22 protein-coding genes are annotated in these 23,542 nt (G+C 70.1%); 13 read left to right on the forward strand and 9 right to left on the reverse strand.

Going from position 1 to position 23,542, the window contains the following annotated elements; all coding sequences use genetic code 11:
- Positions 1-160: 160 nt before the first annotated feature.
- Positions 161-1,624: a flavin-containing monooxygenase gene (locus ABD810_RS28485; protein WP_344947112.1), complete on the forward strand. Its 1,464-nt coding sequence runs from the start codon at positions 161-163 to the stop codon at positions 1,622-1,624.
- Here the strand turns inward: ABD810_RS28485 and ggt are convergent.
- On the reverse strand, positions 1,621-3,477 hold the full coding sequence (ggt, locus tag ABD810_RS28490) for a gamma-glutamyltransferase (RefSeq protein WP_344947114.1): 1,857 nt from the start codon (positions 3,475-3,477) through the stop codon (positions 1,621-1,623). The two genes, ABD810_RS28485 and ggt, sit on opposite strands and share 4 nt — an antisense overlap.
- A 234-nt stretch (positions 3,478-3,711) precedes the next feature.
- On the opposite strand from ggt, the gene ABD810_RS28495 reads away from it, so the two are divergent.
- From ABD810_RS28495 to ABD810_RS28520, 6 genes are all read left to right on the forward strand, one after another.
- A complete protein-coding gene (locus ABD810_RS28495; RefSeq protein WP_344947116.1) occupies positions 3,712-4,836 on the forward strand; it encodes a sensor histidine kinase in 1,125 nt (374 codons plus the stop codon).
- A complete protein-coding gene (locus tag ABD810_RS28500; protein ID WP_344947118.1) occupies positions 4,833-5,480 on the forward strand; it encodes a response regulator in 648 nt (215 codons plus the stop codon). Before ABD810_RS28495 ends, ABD810_RS28500 begins: the two co-directional genes overlap by 4 nt.
- A gap of 267 nt (positions 5,481-5,747) precedes the next feature.
- Entirely contained in the window at positions 5,748-6,029 is a 282-nt protein-coding gene (locus ABD810_RS28505) for an SHOCT domain-containing protein (protein WP_344947120.1), read from the forward strand.
- A 179-nt stretch (positions 6,030-6,208) separates the two neighbouring features.
- Positions 6,209-7,309, forward strand: a complete 1,101-nt coding sequence (locus ABD810_RS28510) for a sulfite exporter TauE/SafE family protein (protein WP_344947123.1) — start codon at positions 6,209-6,211, stop codon at positions 7,307-7,309.
- Positions 7,310-7,391: 82 nt separating this feature from the next.
- Complete coding sequence (locus tag ABD810_RS28515; protein ID WP_344947126.1) at positions 7,392-8,819, forward strand: tetratricopeptide repeat protein; 1,428 nt, start codon at positions 7,392-7,394, stop codon at positions 8,817-8,819.
- A 330-nt stretch (positions 8,820-9,149) separates the two neighbouring features.
- Entirely contained in the window at positions 9,150-11,156 is a 2,007-nt protein-coding gene (locus ABD810_RS28520) for a glycosyl hydrolase family 28-related protein (RefSeq protein ID WP_344947128.1), read from the forward strand.
- A gap of 7 nt (positions 11,157-11,163) precedes the next feature.
- Here the strand turns inward: ABD810_RS28520 and ald are convergent, their stop codons facing one another.
- Together ald and ABD810_RS28530 are read right to left on the reverse strand one after the other, a co-directional pair.
- Positions 11,164-12,276 carry an alanine dehydrogenase gene (gene ald / locus ABD810_RS28525; RefSeq protein ID WP_344947131.1) on the reverse strand — a complete coding sequence of 371 codons (1,113 nt, stop codon included), beginning with the start codon at positions 12,274-12,276 and terminating at the stop codon, positions 11,164-11,166.
- Positions 12,277-12,356: 80 nt separating this feature from the next.
- Positions 12,357-13,748 (reverse strand): aspartate aminotransferase family protein, encoded by a 1,392-nt coding sequence (locus ABD810_RS28530; protein ID WP_344947134.1) that lies wholly within the window; start codon positions 13,746-13,748, stop codon positions 12,357-12,359.
- A 285-nt stretch (positions 13,749-14,033) separates the two neighbouring features.
- Between ABD810_RS28530 and ABD810_RS28535 the strand changes: the two genes are divergently transcribed.
- Positions 14,034-15,374 (forward strand): dipeptidase, encoded by a 1,341-nt coding sequence (locus ABD810_RS28535; RefSeq protein ID WP_344947138.1) that lies wholly within the window; start codon positions 14,034-14,036, stop codon positions 15,372-15,374.
- Between the two features lie 178 nt (positions 15,375-15,552).
- Here ABD810_RS28535 and ABD810_RS28540 read toward each other — a convergent pair whose 3' ends face one another.
- The 3 genes from ABD810_RS28540 to ABD810_RS28550 all read right to left on the reverse strand — a co-directional run bounded on the left by ABD810_RS28540 (position 15,553) and on the right by ABD810_RS28550 (position 18,267).
- Complete coding sequence (locus ABD810_RS28540; RefSeq protein ID WP_344947141.1) at positions 15,553-15,948, reverse strand: hypothetical protein; 396 nt, start codon at positions 15,946-15,948, stop codon at positions 15,553-15,555.
- Between the two features lie 48 nt (positions 15,949-15,996).
- A complete protein-coding gene (locus ABD810_RS28545) occupies positions 15,997-16,998 on the reverse strand; it encodes a pectate lyase family protein (protein ID WP_344947143.1) in 1,002 nt (333 codons plus the stop codon).
- 297 nt (positions 16,999-17,295) lie between these two features.
- Positions 17,296-18,267 carry a threonine ammonia-lyase gene (locus ABD810_RS28550; RefSeq protein WP_344947145.1) on the reverse strand — a complete coding sequence of 324 codons (972 nt, stop codon included), beginning with the start codon at positions 18,265-18,267 and terminating at the stop codon, positions 17,296-17,298.
- Positions 18,268-18,343: 76 nt separating this feature from the next.
- On the opposite strand from ABD810_RS28550, the gene ABD810_RS28555 reads away from it, so the two are divergent.
- Positions 18,344-19,366: a LysR family transcriptional regulator gene (locus ABD810_RS28555; RefSeq protein WP_344947147.1), complete on the forward strand. Its 1,023-nt coding sequence runs from the start codon at positions 18,344-18,346 to the stop codon at positions 19,364-19,366.
- Here ABD810_RS28555 and ABD810_RS28560 read toward each other — a convergent pair.
- Together ABD810_RS28560 and ABD810_RS28565 are read right to left on the reverse strand one after the other, a co-directional pair.
- Positions 19,258-19,659, reverse strand: a complete 402-nt coding sequence (locus ABD810_RS28560) for a YbaB/EbfC family nucleoid-associated protein (RefSeq protein WP_344947150.1) — start codon at positions 19,657-19,659, stop codon at positions 19,258-19,260. The two genes, ABD810_RS28555 and ABD810_RS28560, sit on opposite strands and share 109 nt — an antisense overlap.
- Before the next feature lie 81 nt (positions 19,660-19,740).
- Positions 19,741-20,139, reverse strand: coding sequence for a YbaB/EbfC family nucleoid-associated protein (locus ABD810_RS28565; RefSeq protein WP_344947152.1), 399 nt, complete (start codon positions 20,137-20,139; stop codon positions 19,741-19,743).
- 132 nt (positions 20,140-20,271) lie between these two features.
- Here ABD810_RS28565 and ABD810_RS28570 point away from each other — a divergent pair, with 132 nt between their 5' ends.
- The 4 genes from ABD810_RS28570 to ABD810_RS28585 all read left to right on the forward strand — a co-directional run bounded on the left by ABD810_RS28570 (position 20,272) and on the right by ABD810_RS28585 (position 22,636).
- Positions 20,272-20,625, forward strand: a complete 354-nt coding sequence (locus ABD810_RS28570) for a hypothetical protein (RefSeq protein WP_344947154.1) — start codon at positions 20,272-20,274, stop codon at positions 20,623-20,625.
- Positions 20,616-21,488: a WXG100-like domain-containing protein gene (locus tag ABD810_RS28575; protein WP_344947156.1), complete on the forward strand. Its 873-nt coding sequence runs from the start codon at positions 20,616-20,618 to the stop codon at positions 21,486-21,488. The genes ABD810_RS28570 and ABD810_RS28575 overlap by 10 nt, the downstream gene beginning before the upstream one ends.
- A gap of 70 nt (positions 21,489-21,558) precedes the next feature.
- The gene (locus ABD810_RS28580; protein ID WP_344947158.1) at positions 21,559-21,882 is read left to right on the forward strand and encodes a hypothetical protein; all 324 of its coding nucleotides are present in this window, start codon (positions 21,559-21,561) and stop codon (positions 21,880-21,882) included.
- A 115-nt stretch (positions 21,883-21,997) separates the two neighbouring features.
- Positions 21,998-22,636, forward strand: a complete 639-nt coding sequence (locus ABD810_RS28585; RefSeq protein ID WP_344947160.1) for a LysE family translocator — start codon at positions 21,998-22,000, stop codon at positions 22,634-22,636.
- Between the two features lie 554 nt (positions 22,637-23,190).
- On the opposite strand, the gene ABD810_RS28590 is transcribed toward ABD810_RS28585, so the two are convergent.
- Positions 23,191-23,400, reverse strand: a complete 210-nt coding sequence (locus tag ABD810_RS28590) for a hypothetical protein (protein WP_344947162.1) — start codon at positions 23,398-23,400, stop codon at positions 23,191-23,193.
- Positions 23,401-23,542: the final 142 nt, after the last annotated feature.

Below are 23,542 nucleotides of genomic sequence, written 5' to 3' on the forward strand. Positions count from 1 at the left end.
TAGCGCGCCGCCGGCCGACCGCCAGCGGCGCTTTTCCCATGCCTGAAAGCGAAGCTCGCATCCGAAATAGAGTGACGGGGCCCGTAAGAGGCGGGTGGACCAGAAGGACCTTCCCCGGCTAAATTGGACCCTGAGTCCAATACGGACCGGAGGAGATGGAATGGCAGCCGCAGGCCCCGGGATCACGATCATCGGCTCCGGCTTCGCCGGCCTCTGCATGGCGATCAAGCTGAAAGAGGCCGGATACCACGACTTCGTCATCCTGGAGAAGGAACAGGACCTCGGCGGCACCTGGCGGGACAACACCTACCCCGGATGCGCCTGCGACGTCCCCTCCCCCATGTACTCCTTCTCCTTCGAGCTCAATCCGGAGTGGTCACGGCTGTTCGCCCCGCAGCGCGAGATCTGGGACTACATGCGGCGCTGCGTCGAGAAGTACGAGCTCACGCCGCACCTTCGCTTCGGCCGCGAGGTCTGCGGGCTGGAGTACGAGGACGCGACCGGCCGCTGGCGGGTCGGCACCGGCGACGGCGAGACGTTCACCACCAACGCGTTGGTCTCCGGCATCGGCGCGCTGCACGTCCCGTCCCTGCCGGAGATCCCCGGACGCCAGAGCTTCGCCGGCCGGGCCTTCCACTCCGCGAACTGGGACCACTCCTGCGACCTGACCGGCAAGCGGGTGGCGGTCATCGGCACGGGAGCCTCCGCGATCCAGTTCGTCCCGCGGATCGCCGCCCAAGTGGAGCGGCTGCACCTCTTCCAGCGCACCGCTCCGTGGATCCAGCCCAAGCCCGATGTCCCGCTCTCCCCGCGGCTGAGAAGTGCCCTCAGGACGATGCCCCTGGCGGGCCGCGCGCTGCGCAACGCGGTCTACTGGCTCCTGGAGACGCGCGCGCTCGGCTTCACCGTCGACCCGCGGCTGATGAAGGTGCATCAGGTGATGGCGGAACGCCACCTCGCCGCCCAGGTGCCCGACCCGGCACTACGCGCCAAGCTGACGCCCGATTACACGATCGGCTGCAAGCGCATCCTGCTCTCCGACGACTACTATCCCGCGCTCGGCCGCGACAACGTCGAGTTGATCACCGACCGGATCACCGAGATCCGGGAGCACTCGATCGTGGACGCGACCGGCCGGGAGCACCCCGTGGACGTGATCGTCTACGGCACCGGGTTCAAGGTCACCGACGCGCTGAACGAGCAGCGCATCATCGGCAGGAACGGCCTGAAGATCCAGGAAGCCTGGCGGGAGGGCATCGAGTCCTACCTCGGGACCTCCACGGCCGGGTTCCCGAACCTGTTCTTCCTGCTCGGCCCGAACACCGGTCTCGGGCACAACTCGGTCGTCTTCATGATCGAGGCCCAGGTGCGGTACGTGATGTCCTGCCTTCGCCTCCTGTCCAGGACACGAGCGAAGGCCCTGGACGTCCGGCCCTCGGCCCAGCAGGCGTACAACGACAGGCTCCAGGAGCGGCTGTCGCGGCTCGTCTGGTCCGAGGGCGGCTGCGTCAGCTGGTACCTCGACGACAAAGGCCGCAACCGCACCCTGTGGCCCGGCTTCACCTTCGAGTTCTGGGCCCGTACCCGCAGGGTGCGGCCGGAGGCCTACGAGCTGATCGGCTAGGGCCTGTCCGGCGAGACGACCAGCGCGCTGCCGCCTCCCCTGCGGGAAGGCTCGGCGACCGCCTGGATCTTGCCCCGGCCGAGGAACTCCAGCGCGGTGGCCGCGCCGAGCTCTCCGGCCGGCGGGCCGGGGACGGTCGTGAAGGTGTGCCCGCGAGCGGTCAGCTCCGCGCCGTACCGGTCGATGAATGCCTGCTCCGCCTGCGTCGCGGCGGCGTTACGCTGGCTCGCCCTCGGCGCCGCGACCGCCTCGGGCAGGGTCATCCCGAGCTCATAGCGGTTGAGCAAAATCTGCAGCACGGTCGTGATGATCGTCGCCCCGCCCGGGGAGCCCACGGCGAGCAGGGGCTTGCCGTGCTTGAGGACGATCGTCGGCGCCATCGACGACCGGGGGCGCTTGCCCGGGGCGGGCAGGTTGGGGTCGCCCGGCGCCGGCCCGAAGGTGAAGTCGGTCAGCTCGTTGTTGAGCAGGAACCCGCGTCCCGGGACGACGATGCCGTTCCCGCCGGTCGACTCGATGGTGATGTTGTACGCCGCGACGTTCCCCCAGCGATCGGCCACCACCAGGTGCGTGGTCTCCGGCCCTTCGGGCTTCTCGGCCTCGGCTCCCTGCCCGGTCTGCGCCGCGGCGCCCTCGCCGCCCGTGAAGGGCGTGCCCTCGATCCGGCATCCGCCGTACGAGCCGTCGGGGGACCCGGGAGCGGCAGGATGCGGCATGGCGACGTCGCCGATCAGGCAGGCGCGCTCCTTGGCGAACCCGTCGGAGAGCAGCCCCTTGAGCGGCACGTCGACGTAGCCGGGGTCGCCCACGAACTTGTTCCGGTCGGCGAACGCGAGCCGGGAGGCCTCGAGGTACTCGTGAAGCCCGGCCTTCGGCAGCGCCTCCAGGATGTTCAGGGCCTCGCCGACCGTGGAGCCACCGGAGGACGGCGGCGCCATGCCGTACACGTCCATGCCGTTGTACTCGATCTTGGTCGGGGGTCGCTCCAGCACGCGGTACGCCCGCAGGTCGGAGACCTCCATCAGCCCCGGCCGCACGACCCGGGTGGCGCCCGGCCTGACCGGAGGCGCCTTGACCGTGGCCACGACCTCCTGGCCGAGACTGCCCCCGTACAGCCACTCGGCGCCGCGCCGCCCCAGCTCGCGGTAGGTGGCGGCGAGGTCGGGGTTGCGGAAGACCGAGCCGACGGGCGGCGGAGCGCCGTTCGGCAGGTACAGAGCGGCGGTGGAGGTGATGTCCGCGAAGCGGGCGGCGTTCTGGGCGGTCTGGTCGTGGAAGGTCTGGTCGACCGTGAAGCCGTTGGCGGCCACGTCGGCGGCCGGCTGGAGCGCCTGCTTGAGTGAGATGGTGCCGAAGCGCCGCAGCGCCACCTCCCACTGCGCCACGCTGCCCGGCACGCCGGCGGAAAGGCCGCTGGTCACGGCGTCGGCGAAGGGGATGGGGGCGCCGTTCTCCTGGAGCGAGGTCTCCGTCATCGCCTGCGGAGCCTTCTCGCGGCCGTCGAGCGTGACGACCCTGCCACGCCGGGCGTCGTAGTAGACGATGAAGCCCCCGCCCGCGAGGCCCGCGGAATACGGCTCGGTCACACCAAGCGTGGCCGCCCCGGCGACGGCCGCGTCCATGGCGTTGCCGCCTCGCTTCAAGATGGCGAGCGCGACCTTGCTCGCGTCCAGGTCGACGGTCGACACCGCCCCGCCGTACCCCTCGGCGACGGGGACCTTCGCCGGTTGCCCGTGCCCGTGGGTGCCCGACCGCGCCTCGGCGGCCGGGTCCTGGGCGTTCGCGGGCGGTGCGACGAGTGCTAGGGAGACGGCGATCCCCGTGAGGGGGAGGGCCAGGCGGCGGAAGCTCATGGTGGACCTCATTCCTAGATCGCATCAGCATTGACTCACAGCTCCGCGACCGAGGTCAACAATGATCAGAGCGTCACGAACCGGCCAGGTGGCCGCGCCGGTGCCGGGTACCGGGAGCGGGACCTGGTACGACGAGCAATGTAGGCGGCACTGCCACGTGGGGACGATGCACCGGGAAGCGGGCTGACATACCTTTCTGAGGTGCGCGCGAAACGTCCCGGTTGGGTCAACCCCATGCTCCCGATCATCGTGGGCATGGCACAGGTGTGGGGCTCCTGGGGCGCGCAGAGGGGCCAGGTCGACGCCGCCGACCCGACCACGCGCGTGCTGCTCGACCCGCTCGGCTTCGCGCTCCTGTGCGTCGGGCCTCTGGCTCTGTTCATGCGCCGGGCGCACCCCGTCGCCACGCTCGTGACGGTGATCGCGGCGACGTGCGTCTACGTCTACGAGGGCTACTCCTACGGCCCCGTCTTCCTCAGCCCGATCATCGCGATCGTCAACGCCGTCCTGACCGGGCACCGCCGTGCCGCCTGGATCACCTCGACCGCCCTGTGGGCCTTCTTCGCCGTCTACTCGACCTGGCTGCTCCCGAGGTCGCAGGGCTGGTTCCACCACGCGAGCATCGGCGCGATCATCCTGGTCGTGCTGACCGCCGCCGAGGTGGCCCGCGCCCGGCGCGAGCAGCGCCTGGAGGCGGAGCGCGTCGCGGAGGAGGAGTCGCGGCGGCAGGCCAGCGAGGAACGCCTGACCATGGCCCAGGAGCTGCACGACGTGCTGGGGCACAGCATCTCGCTCATCCACGTCCAGGCGTCCACGGCGCTGCACCTCATGGACGAGCACCCCGAGCAGGCTCGTACGGCCCTGGCCACCATCAAGCAGGCCAGCAAGGACGTGCTGTCCGAGATGCGGTCGGTGCTGGGCGTGCTCCGCGACGACGCCCCCCGGTCGCCCACGGCGGGCCTGGACCAGCTCGACGAGCTGATCGAACGCACGGGGCCGGCCGTCACCAAGCGGGTCGCAGGGACTCCCCGCCCGCTGCCGCCCGGCGTCGAGCGGGCCGCCTACCGGATCATCCAGGAGTCGCTGACCAACGTCACCAAGCACGCGCCCGGCGCCCGGGCCACGGTGACGCTCACCTACGCCCCCGAGGAGCTGTCCGTCCAGGTCGACGACAGCGGCTCGACCGGGCCGAGCGCGCTGACCGGCGAGGGCGGCGGCAACGGGATCCCCGGCATGCGGGAACGCGCCGTGGCGCTCGGCGGATCGCTGACCGCCGGGCCGCATCCGCCGGGCTTCCGCGTCGAGGCCCGCCTTCCCATCCCGCCCATCGCGGGCACCACTTCCAAGGACGCCGAGTGATCAAGATCCTGCTGGCAGACGACCAGGCTCTCGTACGAGCGGGCTTCCGCGCCCTGCTCGACGCCCAGGACGGGATGACCGTGGTGGCCGAGGCGTCGGACGGCGCCGAGGCCGTCCGGCTGGCGGAGCGGCTCGGACCTGACGTCGTGCTGATGGACATCCGCATGCCCGGGACGGACGGCCTCACCGCGACCCGCCGGATGCCCGGCGACGTCAGGGTCATCATCCTCACGACCTTCGAGCTGGACGAGTACGTCTTCGAGGCGCTCCGCGGCGGGGCCAGCGGCTTCCTGGTCAAGGACACCGAGCCGGCCGAGCTGATCCAGGCCGTGCGCGTCGTCGCCGACGGCGAGGCGCTGCTGTCGCCCAGCGTGACCCGGCGGCTCATCGCCGAGTACGCCTCCCGGGCCAAGGAGCCGCGTGTGGTCGCCGGGCTCGACCAGCTCACCGACCGCGAGCGCGAGGTCCTGACCCTGGTCGCGGCCGGCATGACCAACGACGAGATCGCCGCCAAGCTGTACATGGCCCCCGCCACGGCCAAGACCCACGTGAGCCGCGCCATGATGAAGCTCCACGCCCGCGACCGCGCCCAGCTCGTCGTCATCGCCTACGAGTCGGGCCTGGTGAAGCCGGGCTGGATCTGAGGCACCCCACACCCGGCCGCCCTGTGTGCGGGGGTCGCGCGGTCGCTCCGCCGGGAGGTCGGTGCGTTCGGGGATGGCCGGCCGCGTCGCGGCCAACCCCTTGGACGCCATCGGCCGGCCCTGACCCGTCCGCGAGTACGACCGTGGGCGTAGGGCGAACCCGACAGACACCGGCGGACGTGGTAGCGCGGGACGCGCCGGTGGGGCGATTGCGGGCGCGCCGCGGAAGGGCAGTGTGGAGGGCATCCAACCAGCGAGGAGAGGGAAATGCCTTACACACACTTCGGACCGGGGCCGTGGTGGCCGATCATCCCGATGTTCTGGGCACTGTTCTGGGTCACCATGGCGGTGCTCGTGATCCGTGCCCGTCGCCGGGGCTGGGGCCCGTTCGCGGCGGGCCGTACGGTCCCGTGGGCGGGCGGCGGCGGGGCGACGGCCTCCCCCACCGCATCGGCGGAGAAGATCCTGGCCGAGCGGTACGCGCGCGGCGAGCTGAGCGACGACGAGTACTTCGAGCGGATCTCGGTGCTGAAGGGCGGCTCGGCATAAGCGCGGCCCGGAGGGCGGGGTGACGCTTGACATGGCGGGGGCACCTGAGGGTTAGCGAAGTGTCACTGGTCGTCACCGCCTCGCTCCGTTACGTTCCGCGAGGAACCCCTTACGGAGGAGGATCGCGTGCCGCCGAGCACAGAACCACGGGAGACCGCGGCGCCCCTGGGCCGCGACGGATGACACCCGCGGCCCTCTTCGCGGGCGGGCTCGCCGCCGGGCTGGTGGCGGGCACCGCCTCCTGCACGGCGGTGCAGGGAGGGGTTCTCATCGCCCTCACCGGATCCCGCGCCGGCCACCGGGCCCCGCCTTCCCCACCGGGCCGCGACCGGCCACCGGACGGGCATCCTCCCCGCCCCTGCGAAGTGTCCGGCGCGTGCGGAGCCGGTCGCGCGGCCACGGGCGAGCCCTCGTCCGGCCCCGCGATGGTGACGGCGTTCATCCTGGGACGCCTCGCGTCCCATGTGCTGGCCGGCGCGCTGCTCGGGCTGCTGGGCGGCGTGGTGCGGATCCCGCCCGAGGCACGTGCGGTGCTCCTGACAGGGGCGGGCACCGCTGTGATCTTCTTCGCCGTCCGGCTCGTCAGGAACGGCGGCCGTGCCCCGGACCGCTCCGCGCGCCACTCCCGCGCGGTCTCGCGCACGCTCTCGCCGGCGCTGGTGGGAGCGGCCACCATAATGATCCCCTGCGGGGTCACGCTCAGCACCGAGGTCGTCGCGGTGTCCAGCGGGTCCTGGATCGGCGGGGCGGCCGTCATGGCCGGGTTCGTGGCGGGCACGGCCCCGGCGTTCGCCCTGCTCGGCCTGCTGGTCCGCCGCCTCGCCACGACGCGGCTGGCTTCGCTCGCCGCGGCCGCGGCACTCGTGGCCGGGTCGGTGACCGTCGTCGCCGGGCTTCGTCTGGGCGGGTGGCTGCCCGAGTTCTCCCCTCCCGTCGCGGCGGCTCCCGTACAGACGCGTGCGGACGGCACGCAGGTCGTCACCATCTGGTCCACGGACCGCGGCTACCGGCCGGCCGTGGCGGCCATCGAGGCGGACCGGCCCGCGGAGATCGTCTTCCGCACCCTGGACAACAGGGGATGCACCCGAACGCTGACCATCCAGGGCCGTGACCTTACGCTTCCGGTCACGGGTGAGGCGACGGTGCGACTGGCTCCGCAGGCGCCGGGACGGCTCCGGTTCGTCTGTGGGATGGGGATGTATGCCGGATTTATCGACATAACCCGACATAGGCTTCCGGCTGTGGTCACCCTGACGAACGGTCACCACCAGTATCGATAGGCGAGTCAAACGCGTTTCGCCGGACGGCAAGAAGCTGTCGATTATGTTCCCTCCCTTTCGATCACGTGCGACTCTTTCCCCCATGACGTGGTGGCATGGTGAACCGGAGGCGGCCGTCGCATGGCCCGCCGTGCCGGTGCCCCGTGCGCCTGAGCCGTTCCCCCCCGGCGAGCCCAGCGAGGCCGACCTCCTGAACGCCGCCCAGGCCGGCGACTCCGGGGCAGCCCACCGGCTCGGCCGCCTGTACGCCCAGCGCGGCGACCGGTCGGCGGCGCGCCACTGGTGGGAGCGGGCCGCGGGAGCCGGGAACATCGACAGCACCTACAACCTCGGCATCTGGCACGAGAAACACGGCAGCCTCGACGAGGCGATCTCGTGGTACGAGCTGGCGGCCGGAGCCGGAGACGCCGAGGCGGCCGTCAACCTGGCCACCCTGCTCCTGGAGCAGCGAGGAGACGTCCTCGGCGCGCGCCAGTGGTTCGAGAGCGCGGCCGGGGCCGGCTCACGTCCGGCGGCGCGGCGGCTCGCCCTGCTCTGCGAGGACGTCGGTGACGCCGCCGCCGCCCGCGACTGGCACCATCGCGCGGCGTCGGCCGGAGATCTCTCCTCCGCCCACGACCTCGCCTTCATGAGCTACGCCACGGGTGACGAGGGGCATGCTCGCGGCTGGTGGGAGTACGCCGCCCGTGGCGGGCACGCCGACGCCGCGTACTACCTGGGCCGGCTCCTGCACGCCGACCGCGATCCGGAGGGCGCGGAGACCCTCTACCGCCTGGCCGCCAAGGTCGACCACCCCGCGGCGGCCTCCCAGCTCGGCAGGCTGGCGCTGGCGCGCCGGGATCTGCGCACGGCCCGCGCCTGGTTCGAGCGCGCCGCCCACTTCGGCAGGGTCGAGGACCAGCGCATGGCCGGCTTCGTCTGCGTCGAGCTTGAGGACCCTCGCGCGGCCAGCCACTGGTTCGGCCGCGCGGCGGCCAGCGGGGACCCGGAGTCGGCCTACAACTTCGGCCTGCTGCTGATCGCGGAGCACAACGACCTGCGGGGCGGGCAGCACTGGTTCCGCCAGGCCGCCATGTACGGGCACCAGGGGGCGGCTACCGAGCTCGGCACGCTGGAGTCGGTCATCGGAAACCAGACGGCGGAGAGCACTCGCTTGACGGCCGACCAGGCGGCGCCGGCGTGGGATCGCCCCGTGGAACCGGAGCTGGTCGCCCGCGCCGAGCTGGCCGTCGCGGCGGCGGGCCGGCGGGGCGGCACCGTCCTGCGCCTGGCCGATCTCACCGAGATCCTCGGCACCTGGGACCTGCTCACCCGGCGGCTCAGGGAACCCATCGACGCCATCGCCTGGCTGACCGAGCAGAGCGGCCTGCACTCCGGCGCCGTCGAGCACCTCAGCTCGGTCCGTATGACCCTGGTCCGTCCCGGCACGGCCCCCTGGCCGACCCCGTCAGAGGTCGAGCACGTCCTCGCGACCTCCCGGCAGCTCCGCAAACGCCTCGGCCTTTCCTGACCCCGCGATCACCGGCCGCCTGCGAGGTCCGGGTCTTCCCTGCGTCCCGTGGCGCCGCCATGCGGCGGTTGCGAAAACGTCGCAACACTCACGGCAGGCCGCGCAAGAATTCACAAGACTGACGCAGCTCTACAGCAAGATTGCGAAACTATTTCGCAGGAGCCTTGTGGAACGGGGCATCGCAGTCCTAATGTCACCTCACCCTCATGGCGTTCGCTCGCCTCGAACGTCTTCAGGAGTTCACCCCCCGAGAGAAGCGAGCATTCGATGTCACGGAGCAGCACAGCAGCCGCAGCGAGGTGGTCCGGCAGGGCACCGCGAAGGGCCGCGGTGGCGGTCGCGGCGGTGACCGCGGTCACCCTCGGTCTCGGCGTCACGCTCGGCGGCACGGCCCTCGCCGACAGGGGCGCGAGCGGCTCTTCGACCCCCGTCGTGACCCGCGCCGCCCTCGACCCGTCGCTCGTCGCGGGCAGGGGCGCCGCCGTCGGCTTCGCCGAGCAGGAGGCGGAGAACGCCGCGACGAACGGCACGATCATCGGCCCGGACCGTACCGCGTACACGCTGCCGGCCGAGGCGTCCGGCCGTAAGGCGGTCAAGCTGACTCCGGGGCAGCATGTCGAGTTCACGCTGCCGAGAGCCGCCAACGCGATCACCGTGCGCTACAGCATCCCCGACGCTCCCGGCGGCGGCGGCATCACCGCGCCGCTCACCGTCACGGTGAACGGCGGGGCCAAGAAGGCCATGACGCTCACCTCGCAGTACGCGTGGCTGTACAACCAGTATCCGTTCTCGAACGATCCCAACGCCGACCTGCTGCACCCCGACTGGTGGATCACCGAGTGCTCCTGCGTGCCCGCCGCCACGACGCCCGCCCCGGCGATCACCAAGCCGTTCCGCCCGAACCACTTCTACGACGAGCAGCGCCTCCTGCTCGGCAAGACCTACCGCCCGGGTGACAGGGTGCGGCTCACGGCCCCCGCCGGGAGCGGCGCCGCCTGGACCGTCATCGACCTGCTCGACTCCGAACTCGTCGGCGCGCCGCACGTCAGGCCGGTCGCGGCGAACGTGCTGGCGTTCGGCGCCGACCCGCTCGGCCGGCGCGACTCCGCGAGCGCCTTCGACAAGGCGATCGCCTTCGCCAGGCGCACCCACCTCAAGGTCTACATCCCGCCGGGCACCTACCAGGTGAACCGCCACATCATCGTCGACGACGTGACGATCGAGGGCGCAGGGAGCTGGTACACGATCATCAAGGGCCACGAGGTCGCCCTCGGCACCCCGGCCCCCGACGGCTCGGTGCACACCGGCGTCGGCTTCTACGGCAAGGACGCCTCGGCCGGCGGCAGCCACGACGTCCACCTGTCCGGCTTCGCCATCGAAGGCGACGTCCGCGAGCGAATCGACACCGACCAGGTCAACGGCGTCGGCGGCGCGATGAGCGACTCGACCATCGAGGGCCTCCACATCCGCCACACCAAGGTGGGCATGTGGTTCGACGGCCCGATGACGAACCTGAGGATCACCGGCAACGTCATCGTCGACCAGATCGCCGACGGCCTCAACTTCCACACCGCCGTCACGAACTCGGTCGTGGCGGACAACTTCGTCCGCAACTCGGGTGACGACGGCCTCGCGATGTGGTCGGAGAAGACCGCGAACGCCGGCAACACCTTCGACCACAACACCGTGCAGACGCCGGTCCTCGCCAACGGCATCGCCGTCTACGGCGGCACGGACACCACCATCTCGAACAACCTCGTCGCCGACCCGATCCGTGAGGGCAGCGCCATCCAGGTCGGGTCCCGCTTCGGCGCCGAGGCGTTCACCGGGCACCTGCGGATCATCGACAACACCACCGCCCGGGCCGGCACCTACGAGCTGAACTGGAACATCGGCCTGGGAGCCATCTGGTTCTACGCGCTAGAGAAGGACATCGACGCGGACATCCAGGTGACCGGGGACCATTTCCTCGACAACACCTACAACGCGATCATGCTGGTCAGCGACTGGCCGGTGAAGGACCTGTACTCGATCACGAACGTCCACTTCAAGGACATCAGGGTCGACGGCACGGGCACCTCGGTGGTCAGCGCACGCGTGGCGGGGTCCGCGTCCTTCGAGAACGTGGACGCCCGCAACGTCGGCGCGGTCGGCGTCAACAACTGCGGGACGTTCCACTTCACGCCCGCGGGATCGGAGTTCTCGCTGACGGACCTCGGCGGCAACGACGGGGGCGGCGCCACCGGGCCCTGGCTCGCCCCGTGGGAGCTGCCGAACACCATCACCTGCGACGACCGCCCGCCGGTCGTCGCGCCGCCGGCACCGTCCCCCTGGTGACGCTCCGCTAGCCGAGCAGGTCGGCGACCCGTACGTACGGCAGCCCGTGCGCGTCGGCGACCTGCTCGTAGGTGAGCGCACCGGCGTGGGTGTTCAGGCCGAGCGCCAGCGACGCGTCGCCGCGCAGCGCCTCCTGCCACCCGAGGTCGGCCAGCTTCACCGCGTACGGCAGGGTCGCGTTGGTCAGCGCGTAGGTCGAGGTGTTGGCCACCGACCCCGGCATGTTCGCCACGCAGTAGAACACCGAGTTGTGCACCTTGTACGTCGGGTCGGCGTGCGTGGTCGGACGGGAGTCCTCGAAGCAGCCGCCCTGGTCGATCGCGATGTCGACCAGCACCGAGCCCGGCTTCATGCGGGACACGAGCTCGTTGGACACCAGGGTCGGAGCCTTGGCGCCCGGGATGAGGACCGCGCCGATGACCAGGTCCGCCTCGACGACCGCCTGCTCGATGGCGTACCGCGTGGAGACGATGGTCTTCAGACGGCCCTGGTAGATGGCGTCGATCTGGCGGAGCCTGTCGATGTTGACGTCCAGGATCGTGACGTCGGCGCCCATGCCCACCGCGATCTGCGCGGCGTTCAGGCCGGACACGCCACCGCCGATGACGACGATCTTCGCGGGCGCGACGCCCGGGACCCCGCCGGGCAGGATGCCCCGGCCGCCGTTGAACCGCATCAGGTTGTACGCGCCCACCTGCGGCGCCAGCCGTCCGGCCACCTCCGACATGGGGGCGAGCAGGGGCAGCGAGTTGCCCGTCTGCACGGTCTCGTAGGCGATGGCGGTGACCCGGCGGTCGAGGAGCGCGTCGGTGCACGCACGGGAGGCGGCCAGGTGCAGGTAGGTGAACAGGACCTGCCCCTCGCGCATCCGGTGGTACTCCTCGGCGATGGGCTCCTTGACCTTGAGGATCAGCTCGCCCTCGGCCCACACCGCGTCCGCGCTGTCGAGGATCTTCGCTCCGGCGAAGAGATAGTCCTCGTCGGGGATCTGCGAACCGAGGCCCGCGTCACGCTGGACGTAGACGTCATGGCCGTGGCGGACGAGCTCATGGACGCCGGCCGGAGTGGCGGCGACACGGTATTCGTGGTTCTTGACCTCGGCTGGTACGCCGATCTTCATCGTTTAATCCTTTCAGAATGGCCCGAGTGATGGTATGCGGACACGAGCCGTACCAGCACAAACGCGGAAACGCCGGGTGTCTAGAGCCGGTTTCCCGCTTCGGTGAGAACGGAACGGAGGATCGACTCGATCTGGTCGAACTCCTCGGGACCGGAGATCAGCGGGGGCGCGAGTTGCACGACGGGGTCGCCACGGTCGTCGGCGCGGCAGTACAGACCCGCCTCGTACAGGGCCTTGGACAGGAAACCGCGCAGCAGCCGCTCGGACTCCTCCTCGTTGAAGGTCTCCTTGGTCGTCTTGTCCTTGACGAGCTCGATCCCGTAGAAGTACCCGGCGCCGCGCACGTCGCCGACGATCGGCAGGTCGAGCAGCTTCTCCAGCGTGGCGCGGAAGACGGGCTCGTTCTTCTGGACGTGGCCGAGGATGTCCTCGCGCTCGAACAGGTCGAGGTTGGCCAGCGCCACCGCCGCCGAGACCGGGTGCCCGCCGAAGGTGTACCCGTGGGAGAACGAGGTGTCGCCGGACTTGAACGGCTCGAACAGCCGCTCGGAGGCGATCATGGCGCCGATCGGCGAGTATCCGCTGGTCAGGCCCTTGGCGCAGGTGATGATGTCGGGGACGTAGTCGAACTTCTGGCCGCCGAACATCGTGCCCAGCCGGCCGAAGGCGCAGATGACCTCGTCGGAGACGAGCAGCACGTCGTTCTCGTCACAGATCTCGCGCAGGCGCTGGAAGTATCCGGGCGGCGGCGGGAAGCAGCCACCGGCGTTCTGCACCGGCTCGACGAAGACGGCCGCGACGGTGTCGGCGCCCTCCATCTCGATGGCCTTGCCCACCTGGTCGGCGGCCCACCGGCCGAACTGCTCGGGCGTCAGGCCCGGGAAGCCGGTGATCTCGTCGGCCCGGTAGTAGTTGGTGTTCGGCACGCGGATCGAGCCCGGCACGAGCGGCTCGAAGGGCGCCTTGAAGGCCGGGATGCCGGTGATCGACAGCGCGCCCTGCGGGGTGCCGTGGTAGGCGATGGCGCGGCTGATGACCTTGTGCTTGCCCGGCTTGCCGGTGATCTTGAAGAACTGCTTGGCGAGCTTCCACGCGGACTCGACCGCTTCTCCGCCACCGGTGGTGAAGAACACGCGGTTCAGGTCACCGGGGGTCAGCTCCGCGAGCCGCTGGGCCAGCTCGGCCGCCTTGGGGTGGGCGTACGACCACAAGGGGAAGAAGGCGAGCTCCTGGGCCTGCTTCGCGGCGGCCTCGGCGAGCTCAGCGCGCCCATGGCCCATCTGCACGACGAAGAGCCCGGAGAGCCCGTCCAGGTAGCGCTTGCCGTGGATGTCGTAGATGTGGGCACCATCGCCGCGGACGATCGTCGGCACCTCGCCGTCGTCGTAGGAGCTGTGCCGGGTGAAGTGCATCCACAGGTTGTCCTGCGCTGCCCTCAGGACGGCGGCCGTGTCGGTTTCAGGTCGCGTCATGGCTATCTTCCTCAGTGATCTCGACTGTCCTCAGTGTGCATGTTCCACGCCAAGGATTACAACTGGTTACGTGGCGACATTATGCAACAACTTCGGAATCCGCGATATCGCTATGTAACAACGACGAAATCCGTTTGGGGTGTCGCGTCTCCGACGGGCCCGGACAGGCCGGGGCCGACGCCCCTGCGCGCCTGGGACTCCCCTCACCGGTGGCGCGCCGTCCACACCATGTCTGTGGTGCAATGTGTCGAATCAGACCACAGCCGACGCGGGGAACAGATAGTCGTGACTCCTGACCAGATCGAGAACGCCGTCGCAGCCGAGATGCCCCGGGCGGTGGACGAGCTGAAGCGGCTCGTCGCCATCCCTTCGGTGGCCTTCCCCGGTCATCCGGAGGAGCCGGTGCACGCGGCCGCGGCGATGACCGAGGAGCTGTTGCGCAGCGCAGGGCTGCCGCACGTCCGGCAGATCCCCGTCGAGGGCAGCTTCCCCGCCGTGTACGGAGAGGCCCCCGCCCCTGACGGCGCGCCCACCGTCCTGCTGTACGCCCACTACGACGTACAGCCCGCCGGCGACCTGGCGCTGTGGCGCACTCCTCCGTTCGAGCCGACTCTCGTCGACGGGCGGTTGTACGGCCGGGGCGCCGCCGACGACAAGTCGGGCGTCATCACCCACTTGCTCGCCCTGCGCGCCTTCCAGGGCGACTTCCCCGTGGGAATCAAGGTCATCATCGAGGGCCAGGAGGAGTACGCCGGCGAGCGTCTCGAAGCCTTCGTCGAGCAGAACCCCGAGCTGTTCCGCGCGGACGCGATCGTCGTGGCCGACTGCGGCAATCCCACCGTCGGCGACGCAGCCGTCACCACGTCCCTCCGCGGCCTGGCCGCGTTCACCATCGAGGTCCGCTCCCTGACGGAGTCGGTGCACAGCGGCTCCTTCGGTGGCGCGGCCCCCGACGCCCTCGCCGCGCTGATCCGCATGCTGGCCTCGCTGCACGACGACAACGGCGACATCCGGGTACCCGGCCTGCCGCGCGGTGTCTTCCTCGGCACCGGCCCCTCCGAGGAGGAGTTCCGGGCCACCGCCGGCGTGCTCGACGGCGTCTCCCTGGTCGGTTCCGGCTCGCTGGCCGACCGTCTCTGGGCCTCGTACGCGATCACGGTCACGGGCATCGACGCGCCGACGGTCCAGGGTGCGATCAACGCCGTCCAGTCGGTGGCCCGGGCCCGCGTCACCGTCCGGGTCCCCCCGGCCGGTGATCCAGACGCGGCCGCCAACGACGTGGTGGAGCATCTGCGCCGCGCCGCGCCGTGGGGCGTGCAGGTGTCGATGACCGACCGCGTCCTCGGCTCCGGCTACCTGGCCGACACCGGCGGCAGCGCCAGGACCGCGCTGAACCGCGCGATGGAGCGCGCGTTCGGCAGGGCTCCTCGCGACATCGGCGCGGGCGGCTCTATACCGCTGGTCGCCACCCTGGTCAAGCAGTTCCCCGCCGCCGAGATCCTGCTGTTCGGCGCCGAGGACGACGGCGCCGCGATCCACGCGCCGAACGAGCGGCTCGTGCTCGAAGAGCTTCACCGCGCGGCGACCGCCGAAGCACTGTTCCTGGCGGACTACGGCACCATCTGACCCGCTTCGCATGGATCGGGAGGGGCGAGTATCGCCCCTCCCCTGCCCGGCGCGCAAGCGTACGGCCCAGCGGGCCGATCAGCGCTGGGCCGTACGCCGGTCACCTCAGGTTCGCCGCGAAAGCCGCCTACCTGTAGGCGATCCGCGATGGAGGCCACCGTCGATCTCTGGTGTCGGCTCACTTCTTGGGGACCAAGGAAGCGATGGATACATGGCTGAGTTCTTCGGAGATGCTCATGAAAGAGTCGAAGTGATAATGGAACGTCTCGTTGATATGGCGCAGATAATCGCGTGCCCGCGTGTGCGGGCCGCTGCCGTCGGCGCTGTTGAGGTCGTTCGCCCATTCGATGATCGATGGCTTCACGGTGTCATCGAAATTGCTTTTGATGCGCTCGATGTCATCGGCCACGTGCCGCAAGGTGCGGGAGATGTCCTCTCCCTCCTGGGACAGGAGATAGGCCTTGGCGCGGAGGTGGTCGAACGCGTCCCGACACAGTTCGGCATCCGCGCCTGAGCCCCATGTGTCGGCCAGGAAGTTGATGGACCTGGCAGAGGATTCGGCGATGTCGTGCATGTTCTTGCTGTTGTCCGAGTGAACCTGCGCCGCCTTGAAGGGCCTCGGTCAGACGCTGATCTTGCCCGCGCCCGCGCCACCGCTGCCGGTCACGACCGACTTGACGGTGGAGGCACTGTCGAGCGAGTAGGAGTAGGGGATGGACGCGACGCTGCCGCCCTGGTCGCCGCTTCCTGAGTTCACGAAGTGGTTGTTGCGGGCCACGAGGTTGCCCGGGTCGGAGGAGCCCTCGCCGCGGTGGAACGGGTCTTCGGTGTTCTCGAAGTAGTTGCCCTCGACCAGGACGCCGGCGCCTTCGGTGGAGGCGACGCCGTAGGAGCCGACGTTGGCGTAGTAGTTGTTGTAGACGTGCACCGGGTTGCCGAAGCGCACCCGCGGGTGGCGCTGGTTGCTGCCGTCGAAGAAGTTGTGGTGGTAGGTCACCCGCAGGTGGCCCACGTCCTCGGAGGCGTTGCCGTCGCTGTGGCCGAGCAACATGCTCTTGTCGTGGTCGAAGATCCGGTTCCAGGAGACGGTCACGTAGTCGCTGGCGCGCTTGATGTCGATCGCTCCGTCGTAGCCGTTGGTCAGCGTGTTGTGGTCGATCCACACCCGGGTCGAGTACTGCACGTTGATCGCGTCGTCGTTCCAGTTCCTGAAGGTCAGGTTGCGGATGATGACGTTGGACGCCGAGGCGACGTTGAGGCCGCAGCCGCTGATGGTGGCGCCGGAGTTGCCGATGACGCTCTTGTTCGAGGCCACCTTCAGCATCCCGGAGCAGGAGATCGTCCCCGAGACGCGGATCACCGCGGCGCCGCTCGCCTTGAGCGCGTTGGTCAGCGCCGTTGCGTTGTTCACGGTGGTCGCGGGGGTGCCGCCGCCGCCGCTCGTACCGCCGCCCTGGGTGGCCCAGCCGACCAGCGCGTAGGGGTCCGCCATGGCGAGCCTGGCCGCACCGGTGGGGGTGGCGGCGGACACGCCGCTCAGGAGGCCGCCCGCCATGGCCACACCCGCGGCCGCGGTGAGGGCGAGCGCGGCCGCCGTCCTTCTCCTGCTGACGATCAGAGTCATGATGATCTCCTCGGTTCGCTAACTCGGCGCCTCGTTCATATATGTGGACGCCATCCATGTAACCGAACACGCTTAAGGTAGAACAGCACTAACGCCTGTCAACAGCACAGGTGACATCCTCGAAACATTCCTGTTCGGATGCCGGCCACAGAACAGCGCCTACCTGCGGTATCGGCCCCTTCCGATGCGCGGACGCGTTTCATGTACGTGAACGTGATGAAACATTCACCGCGCAGGGGTACGGCAAGGCCCCGCCGCGGAGGCGCGACAGGGCCTCGTGTGCGTCTTTCCGTGCGGTCAGGCGCCGCGCAGCAGGTGGTGGAGTTCCGAGGGGCCGGCATTGGCGCCGCTGCAGACGATCGCGACCTTTCGTCCCGCGAACTCCTCCTTCCTGGCGATGAGACCGGCGAGGGCGGCGGCGCCCGCGAGTTCGCCGAGAGTGTGCGCCTCTTTCAACAGCAGTCCCTGTGCGGCGCGGATCTCCTCATCGGTGACCAGCAGGAAGTCGTCCATTCCTCGCATGATCTCCTGCGGCAGGGCGAAGGCCGTACCTGTGGCCAGTCCTTCCGCGGCCGTCTCCACCGGCCGCCGGACCGGCGCGCCCGCCCGCCAGGAGTCGTGGGCCGCGGGAGCGAGCGAGGACTGCACCCCGATCACGCGGCACCGTGGAGCGATGGCCCGGGCCACGACGCACGCGGCCGCCGCGCTCGTCCCCGATCCGACCGGGACGAAGACGGCGTCGAGGTCCGGCCGGCGGCGGAACATCTCCAGGTACAGTGTTCCGACGCCCGCGATCAGATCCGGCTCGTCGGCCGGGCTGATCAGCCGGAGTCCGTCCTTCCCTGCGAGCAGGCGCGCGTACTCACCGGCCTCGACCATCGTGGCGCCCTTGACCTCGACGGTGGCGCCGAGGGCCTCGACGGCCGCGACCTTGGCCGGGTTCGGGTTCTCCGGCATGACGATCACGCAGGGCGTGCCGGAGATGCGCGCGGCGTACGCGATCGACTGAGCGTGGTTGCCCGTCGAATAGGTGAGCACGCCCGCCGTCCGCCGGCCCTCCGGCAGGCGGGACAGGAGGTTGAGCCCTCCCCGGACCTTGAAGGCGCCTGTGGGCTGGACGTTCTCGTGCTTGACGAACGTCTCCATCCCCAGTCGATCGTCGAGCACCGGATACGACCACATCGGGGTCTCCGGCAGATGGGGAGCGATGAGCAGCGCGGCGCTGAGCACGTCGGTGATGGACGGTGAGACCTGTTTCGTCGTATGCACGGTCACCACGCTCGGGCATCGGGCATCCATAGGTCCAATGCCAACCTCCGAAGCCACCCATAGATATCGTTGATGGATGCTCGACGTCCTGCGGTTACGCGTGCTGGACGCCGTCGCCCGGCACGGCTCGGTGACGGCCGCGGCCAGAGAGCTGCACTACTCCCAGCCCTCGGTCAGCCATCATCTGGCCCGGCTGGAGGCCGAGACGGGGGCCAAGCTCGTCCAGCGGGCCGGGCGGGGCGTCCGGCTGACCGACGCGGGCAGGCTGCTCGCCGACCGGGCGGCGGAGATCATCGGGCGGCTCGACTCCGCTTCCGCCGAGCTGGCCGCGCATGTCGGCCTGCGCGCCGGGCGGGTGCGCCTGGCCGCGTTCCCCTCCGCTCTCGGCACCTTCGTGCCCCAGGCGGTCGTACGGCTCGCCCGCGAGTACCCCGGGCTCGACGTGCGGCTCGTCGAGGCCGAGCCGCCCGAGGCGCTCGGCATGCTCCGCACGGGCCAGGTCGATGTGGCCGTCACGTTCCACCACCGGGGGACGACGGGCGAGGCGCCCGACGCCGGTGCCCGCCTGACTCCGCTCTTCGACGATCCCGGCTTCCTGGTCACCCCACCGGCGCTCGCGGTGGACGGCGGCCTCGTCTCGCATGCCGGGGCAAGGTGGATCGCGGGATGTGACCGGTGCCGGATCCACCTGCTCGACCTGTGCGCCGCGGCCGGATTCGAGCCCGCGATCGCGTTCACGACCGACGACTACGTGGCGGTGCAGGCGATGGTCGCGGCCGGCCTGGGCGTGACCGTGTTACCGGCCCTCGCCCTCTCGGCCCACCGCCACCCCGATGTCCGCGTCGTCGAGATCCCCGGCTCCACCAGGCACGTCTTCGCCGCCACCTACGGCGAGCCGCCCGACCCGCCCGCGACCTCGGCCCTGGTGCACGCGCTGGCACGCACCGCCGGGAGCGCCGAGCCATCGGAGGCCGCGCCGCCCGGGACCGCTCAGGGGCGTTCGAAGGACCGGACCACGCGGCCGAGCCGCTCCTCGAGCGTGCCGGGGTCGAACGCGCCGGCCGGGAGCACCTCCCCCAGCGCGTCGCCGACCAGTTGATGGCTCTTCCGCTCGGCGTCGTCCTGCGCCCGGTGGACGGCCAGCAGCACCTCCTCGGCCAGCGACACGCTGTCCAGGCGCATGGCCCGCCGGGTGAGGGTCACCTCGCGCACGCGACCGCTCGCCGTCGCGGTGACCCTGATCTGGCCGTCACCTGCGGCGCCTTCGCCGACCACCGTTTCGAGCTCACGCTCCCCGTCCTCCAGCCAGGCCAGGATCTTCGCGGCCCGCTCAGCGTCCTGCTCGAGCTCGCCGTCGCGCCAGTTGGCCGGATTGGCGTCGAAGCTGTACACCGATGACCCCTAACTCGTGCGGTTGACACGCCACGCCTTACCGGACGGCCGAAGGCGGCTCCCACCGGCGTCCCAGGCCGGTCAATCCGCATCGATCTCGCGGGCGACCCGCTCCACCCGGCGCCGTACGAACGTCTCGTCGAGCGGCTCCTCCAGCGTCGCGGCACGGGCCCGTACACGATCGATGATCTCCAGGGAGCTCCGCTCGGCGGCGTCCTGCGCGGCCTGCACCGCCCTGGTCATCTCCCTGCCGAGGTCGCCGGGGTCGAGCCGCATGACGCGGGGGTCCATCGTGATCGTCTTGAGCCGTCCGCCACTCCCCGAGACCACCTGCACCATGCCGTCGGCGCCCTCTCCCTCACCGGTGATCTCCTTGATCTGAGCCTGGGCGTCCCCGAGGTCGCGCATCACTTCCTCGGTCTGGCGGACGATCAGCTCCAGACGTTCGAGATCATCGGCCCATTGTCCGGATGGCGGCAACGCATTCTCCTTACCGGGTGCGGGACCTGGACGAAGGGTTCGTCAGACTACCAACGGTCCAGCCACGCCGGAGATGCCGTGACAGACGCAGTAAGCATCACTTGCCGGAACAGATCGCGAATGTCGCAGATCATGGCTAGCCTGCGGCACATGGATGGGGGATTCGAGATGACCCACGGGTCGCTGGAGGTGTCCGCCTCGCACCTGAGGGTCCACGGGATGGAGTACCAGGCGGCGTTGCAGTGGCTGCGGGAGCGACGCGACGGCGGAGCGTCCTGGGGCGACGACGGGCTGATGAGCTTCCTGGCCTCCGCGTACACCGAATGCACGCACACCGCGCTCGACGCCTTCACCCACATGGGCAACGTGATCGGCGCCACAGGGGACGCTCTCTCCACCGCGAGCCGGCAGGTGTCGTACGTGGAGGACGACACGACGCACCTGCTCTTAACGCTGGACGGCGAATCGGGCGGCTCGTGGGTGTGACCCTGCCGCCCTGGGCCGACGGCATCCTCGACCTGGCCGGCGTCCCCTGGCCCAACATCGACGAGGACGAGATCCGCAAGGACGCGCGGGCATGGCGCACCGTCCTCGCCGCCTCCGCTCCGGCCGCCGAGGGCGCGGACAGGACGGTCCTCCGGCAGACCTCGGGCGACTACCAGGGAACGTCCGCGACCGCCCTCGCGAACCACTGGCGGCAGACGGGCGGCGACGGGCATCTGAGCCAGGCCGCCGGGGCCGGCAGGTTCGCGCCCGTGGTGCTCGAAGGCGCGGCCGACGTCGTGACCGGCACCAAGGTGGCGGTGATCTCGCAGGCGTCGGTGAGCGCGGTGAAGCTCGCGACGACCCTGCTCGCGGGCGGACCGCTCGCCATCGGAACGGCGACGGCCACGGTCCTCGCCACCAGGTACGCGATGGGGAAGATCCTGCGCGAGGCCGGTGAGGGGGGTGCCCGGGTGCTGGCGCCGGGGCTCGCCCGGCGGGTGACCGAACCGCTGGCGCGCATCCTCCGCAACTCGCGCGGCCCCTGGGGTGGCGGTCCCTCTCTGGCGGGGGCCGGCGGCCCCGCCCGCATACCCATCGGACACAATCCTCTGACGGGCGCCGGTGGCGGCCCCCCTCGCGGCGGCCTCAAACTGGACATGGGCCGGGGTGGCGGCAAGCGTTACGGCAAGCAGACGGCCCCGCGGCTTTCGAAGCAGGAGCAGGAGGAACTCGCCAAGAAGGCGGCCGGTGAGCCCTACGACCGGCGAGTCGTCACCAAGGCGGAGCGGAAGCTGAAGCAGGGTGAGAAGTTCGAAGGTGACCGGAACGAGCAGAAGCGGCAGGGGAACAACAAGAGCCAGTAAGCGCGGACGGCCGCCGGCCCGTAAGGCCGCCCAGGCTCCAGCACATGGCCCAGACGACCCAGGAAACAGTGTGACCAAGCCGATCCAGTACCAGATGCACCACTTCTCGCAGAGCAACCCGCGGGGTCCCGAGCAGGATGACGTGCCCGCGCTGCTCCGGCGGGTCGCCGCGTCGATCGAGAAGCTGGGCGAGGTGCAGGTCTATGACCTGATCATGCACAACGAGATCACCGAGGAAGGACTCGACTGGCCCTCGGTGACGGTCTACTTCGACTACGCGCACGAGGCCGAGGAGATGGACGAGCACGCGGATGCCGACACGGCCGGCGAAGTGGACGAGGAGGAGCCCGAGCCGTCAGACCCGGCTCCCCGTTCCCCCGGCCCCCATTCCTGACCTGGCCGCACGACCTGACGGGTCGAGGTTCCACGCGCGGCGGCCTTCAGGGGGCGCAGGCGCGGGGTGGGAAACTCGATGGACGGTGCGCCGCGCGATTCCTACCATCGGCGATATGCCACCTGTCACCACGCTCGCGCTCTTCGCCGCGGCGACGCTCGCGCTACTGCTCGTACCGGGACCCGCCGTCGTCTACATCGTGACGCGCAGCGTTTCCCAGGGCCGGGCCGCCGGGCTGGTCTCGGTGGCGGGCATCCACGCGGGGTCGGTGGTCCACGTGCTGGCCGCCGCGCTCGGCATCAGCGCGCTGCTCGCGGCCTCGGCGACGGCGTTCACCCTGGTGAAGTACCTCGGCGCGGCCTATCTGGTCTATCTCGGCCTGCGCAAGCTCTACTCCCGTGCGGGTGACCTGGCCAAGGAGGTCGAGCCCGCGTCCCGCTCGCGCCTGTTCGGGGAGGGGTTCGTGGTGAACGTCCTCAACCCCAAGACGGCGATCTTCTTCCTGGCCTTCCTCCCGCAGTTCGTCGACCCCGCACGTGGCCCGGTCGCGGCCCAGATCACGGTGCTCGGCCTCATCTGGATCGCCCTCGGCGTGGCCAGTGACGGCGGCTACGCCGTGCTCTCCTCGGCCTTCGCCGGCCGCCTGCGCCGCTCCGCCCGTGCCGCCCGGCGCCTGGACATCGCCAGCGGCCTCGTCTACATCGGCCTGGGCGCACTTGCCGCGTTCTCCGGGGAAGCCGCACGCAAGGCCTGATCGAAACTTCTCGGTGCCCGGCGTACGGCATGGGCCTCCCGATCCCGCGCTTCGCGCAATCGCGCTCGGGCTGTGCTCATCGGGGGCAAGCCCCCGAACCCCCGGTGAAGGGCCTGCCGGCCCCTCACACTCCCCGGACCCGAGCCGAGATCAAGAGCAGTCCGTTCAGCGGCGGCACTCACTGAAGAGCTATCGACGCTGAAGGGGGGCGCGTGCTTTCGGGCGGGAGTAGGTGTGCCCTTTGGGACGGGGCGTGCGTGCCCATTCGGGCCGGGCGTGCCTGCCCTTTCAAGCCGGGCGTGCGTGCCCCTTTCCAGTGGGGACGTGAACGTACCCTCCTTCAGGCCTACTGTCCAGCGAATTCGCCATGGCGTCACCTCGGTTCTCCCTCGGCATCAGCGATCGCCTCCGCCGCGAGTCTCGCCGTCCTTCGCAGGGCGCTCTCCCGGCCGTCGACGCCGGGGGCTTCCTGTCGCGCTGTATACGAGAGTGATTCTCCGATGGCGTTGAGGTTGTACGCCACTTGGAACCATACGGTTCGCCCGGCGACGTCTTCATTCCGCGATGGCGACGGTGATCCTTCCGCCATTCCGTGAATTCGAATGAACTGTGGCGTTCGTGACTACTTCTGAAGTCAGGATGGTCACGTCGTCCAGAGCCGGATGATCGGCGCCGAGCTTTCGCCGCACATACTCGCGTGCCAGTGCAACCGACTCCGGAGAACCGGTCAGATCGATAACGCCGAGCAGACTTCCAGTCCTCATCCGCTCCCCTTTTCACTCCGCCGGAAAGCCTGTGCCTTGAGGCGAATTCGCTTCACTAGGGTGACGAATGCGAGCTAAGGTCGGTAGTGATTTCTGCTCACAGCCCGAGCACAGATCCGTTAGCGATTTAGTTAAGCGGCTG

The sequence above is a fragment of the Sphaerisporangium flaviroseum genome (assembly GCF_039537005.1).
Classification (GTDB): Bacteria; Actinomycetota; Actinomycetes; order Streptosporangiales; family Streptosporangiaceae; genus Sphaerisporangium; species Sphaerisporangium flaviroseum.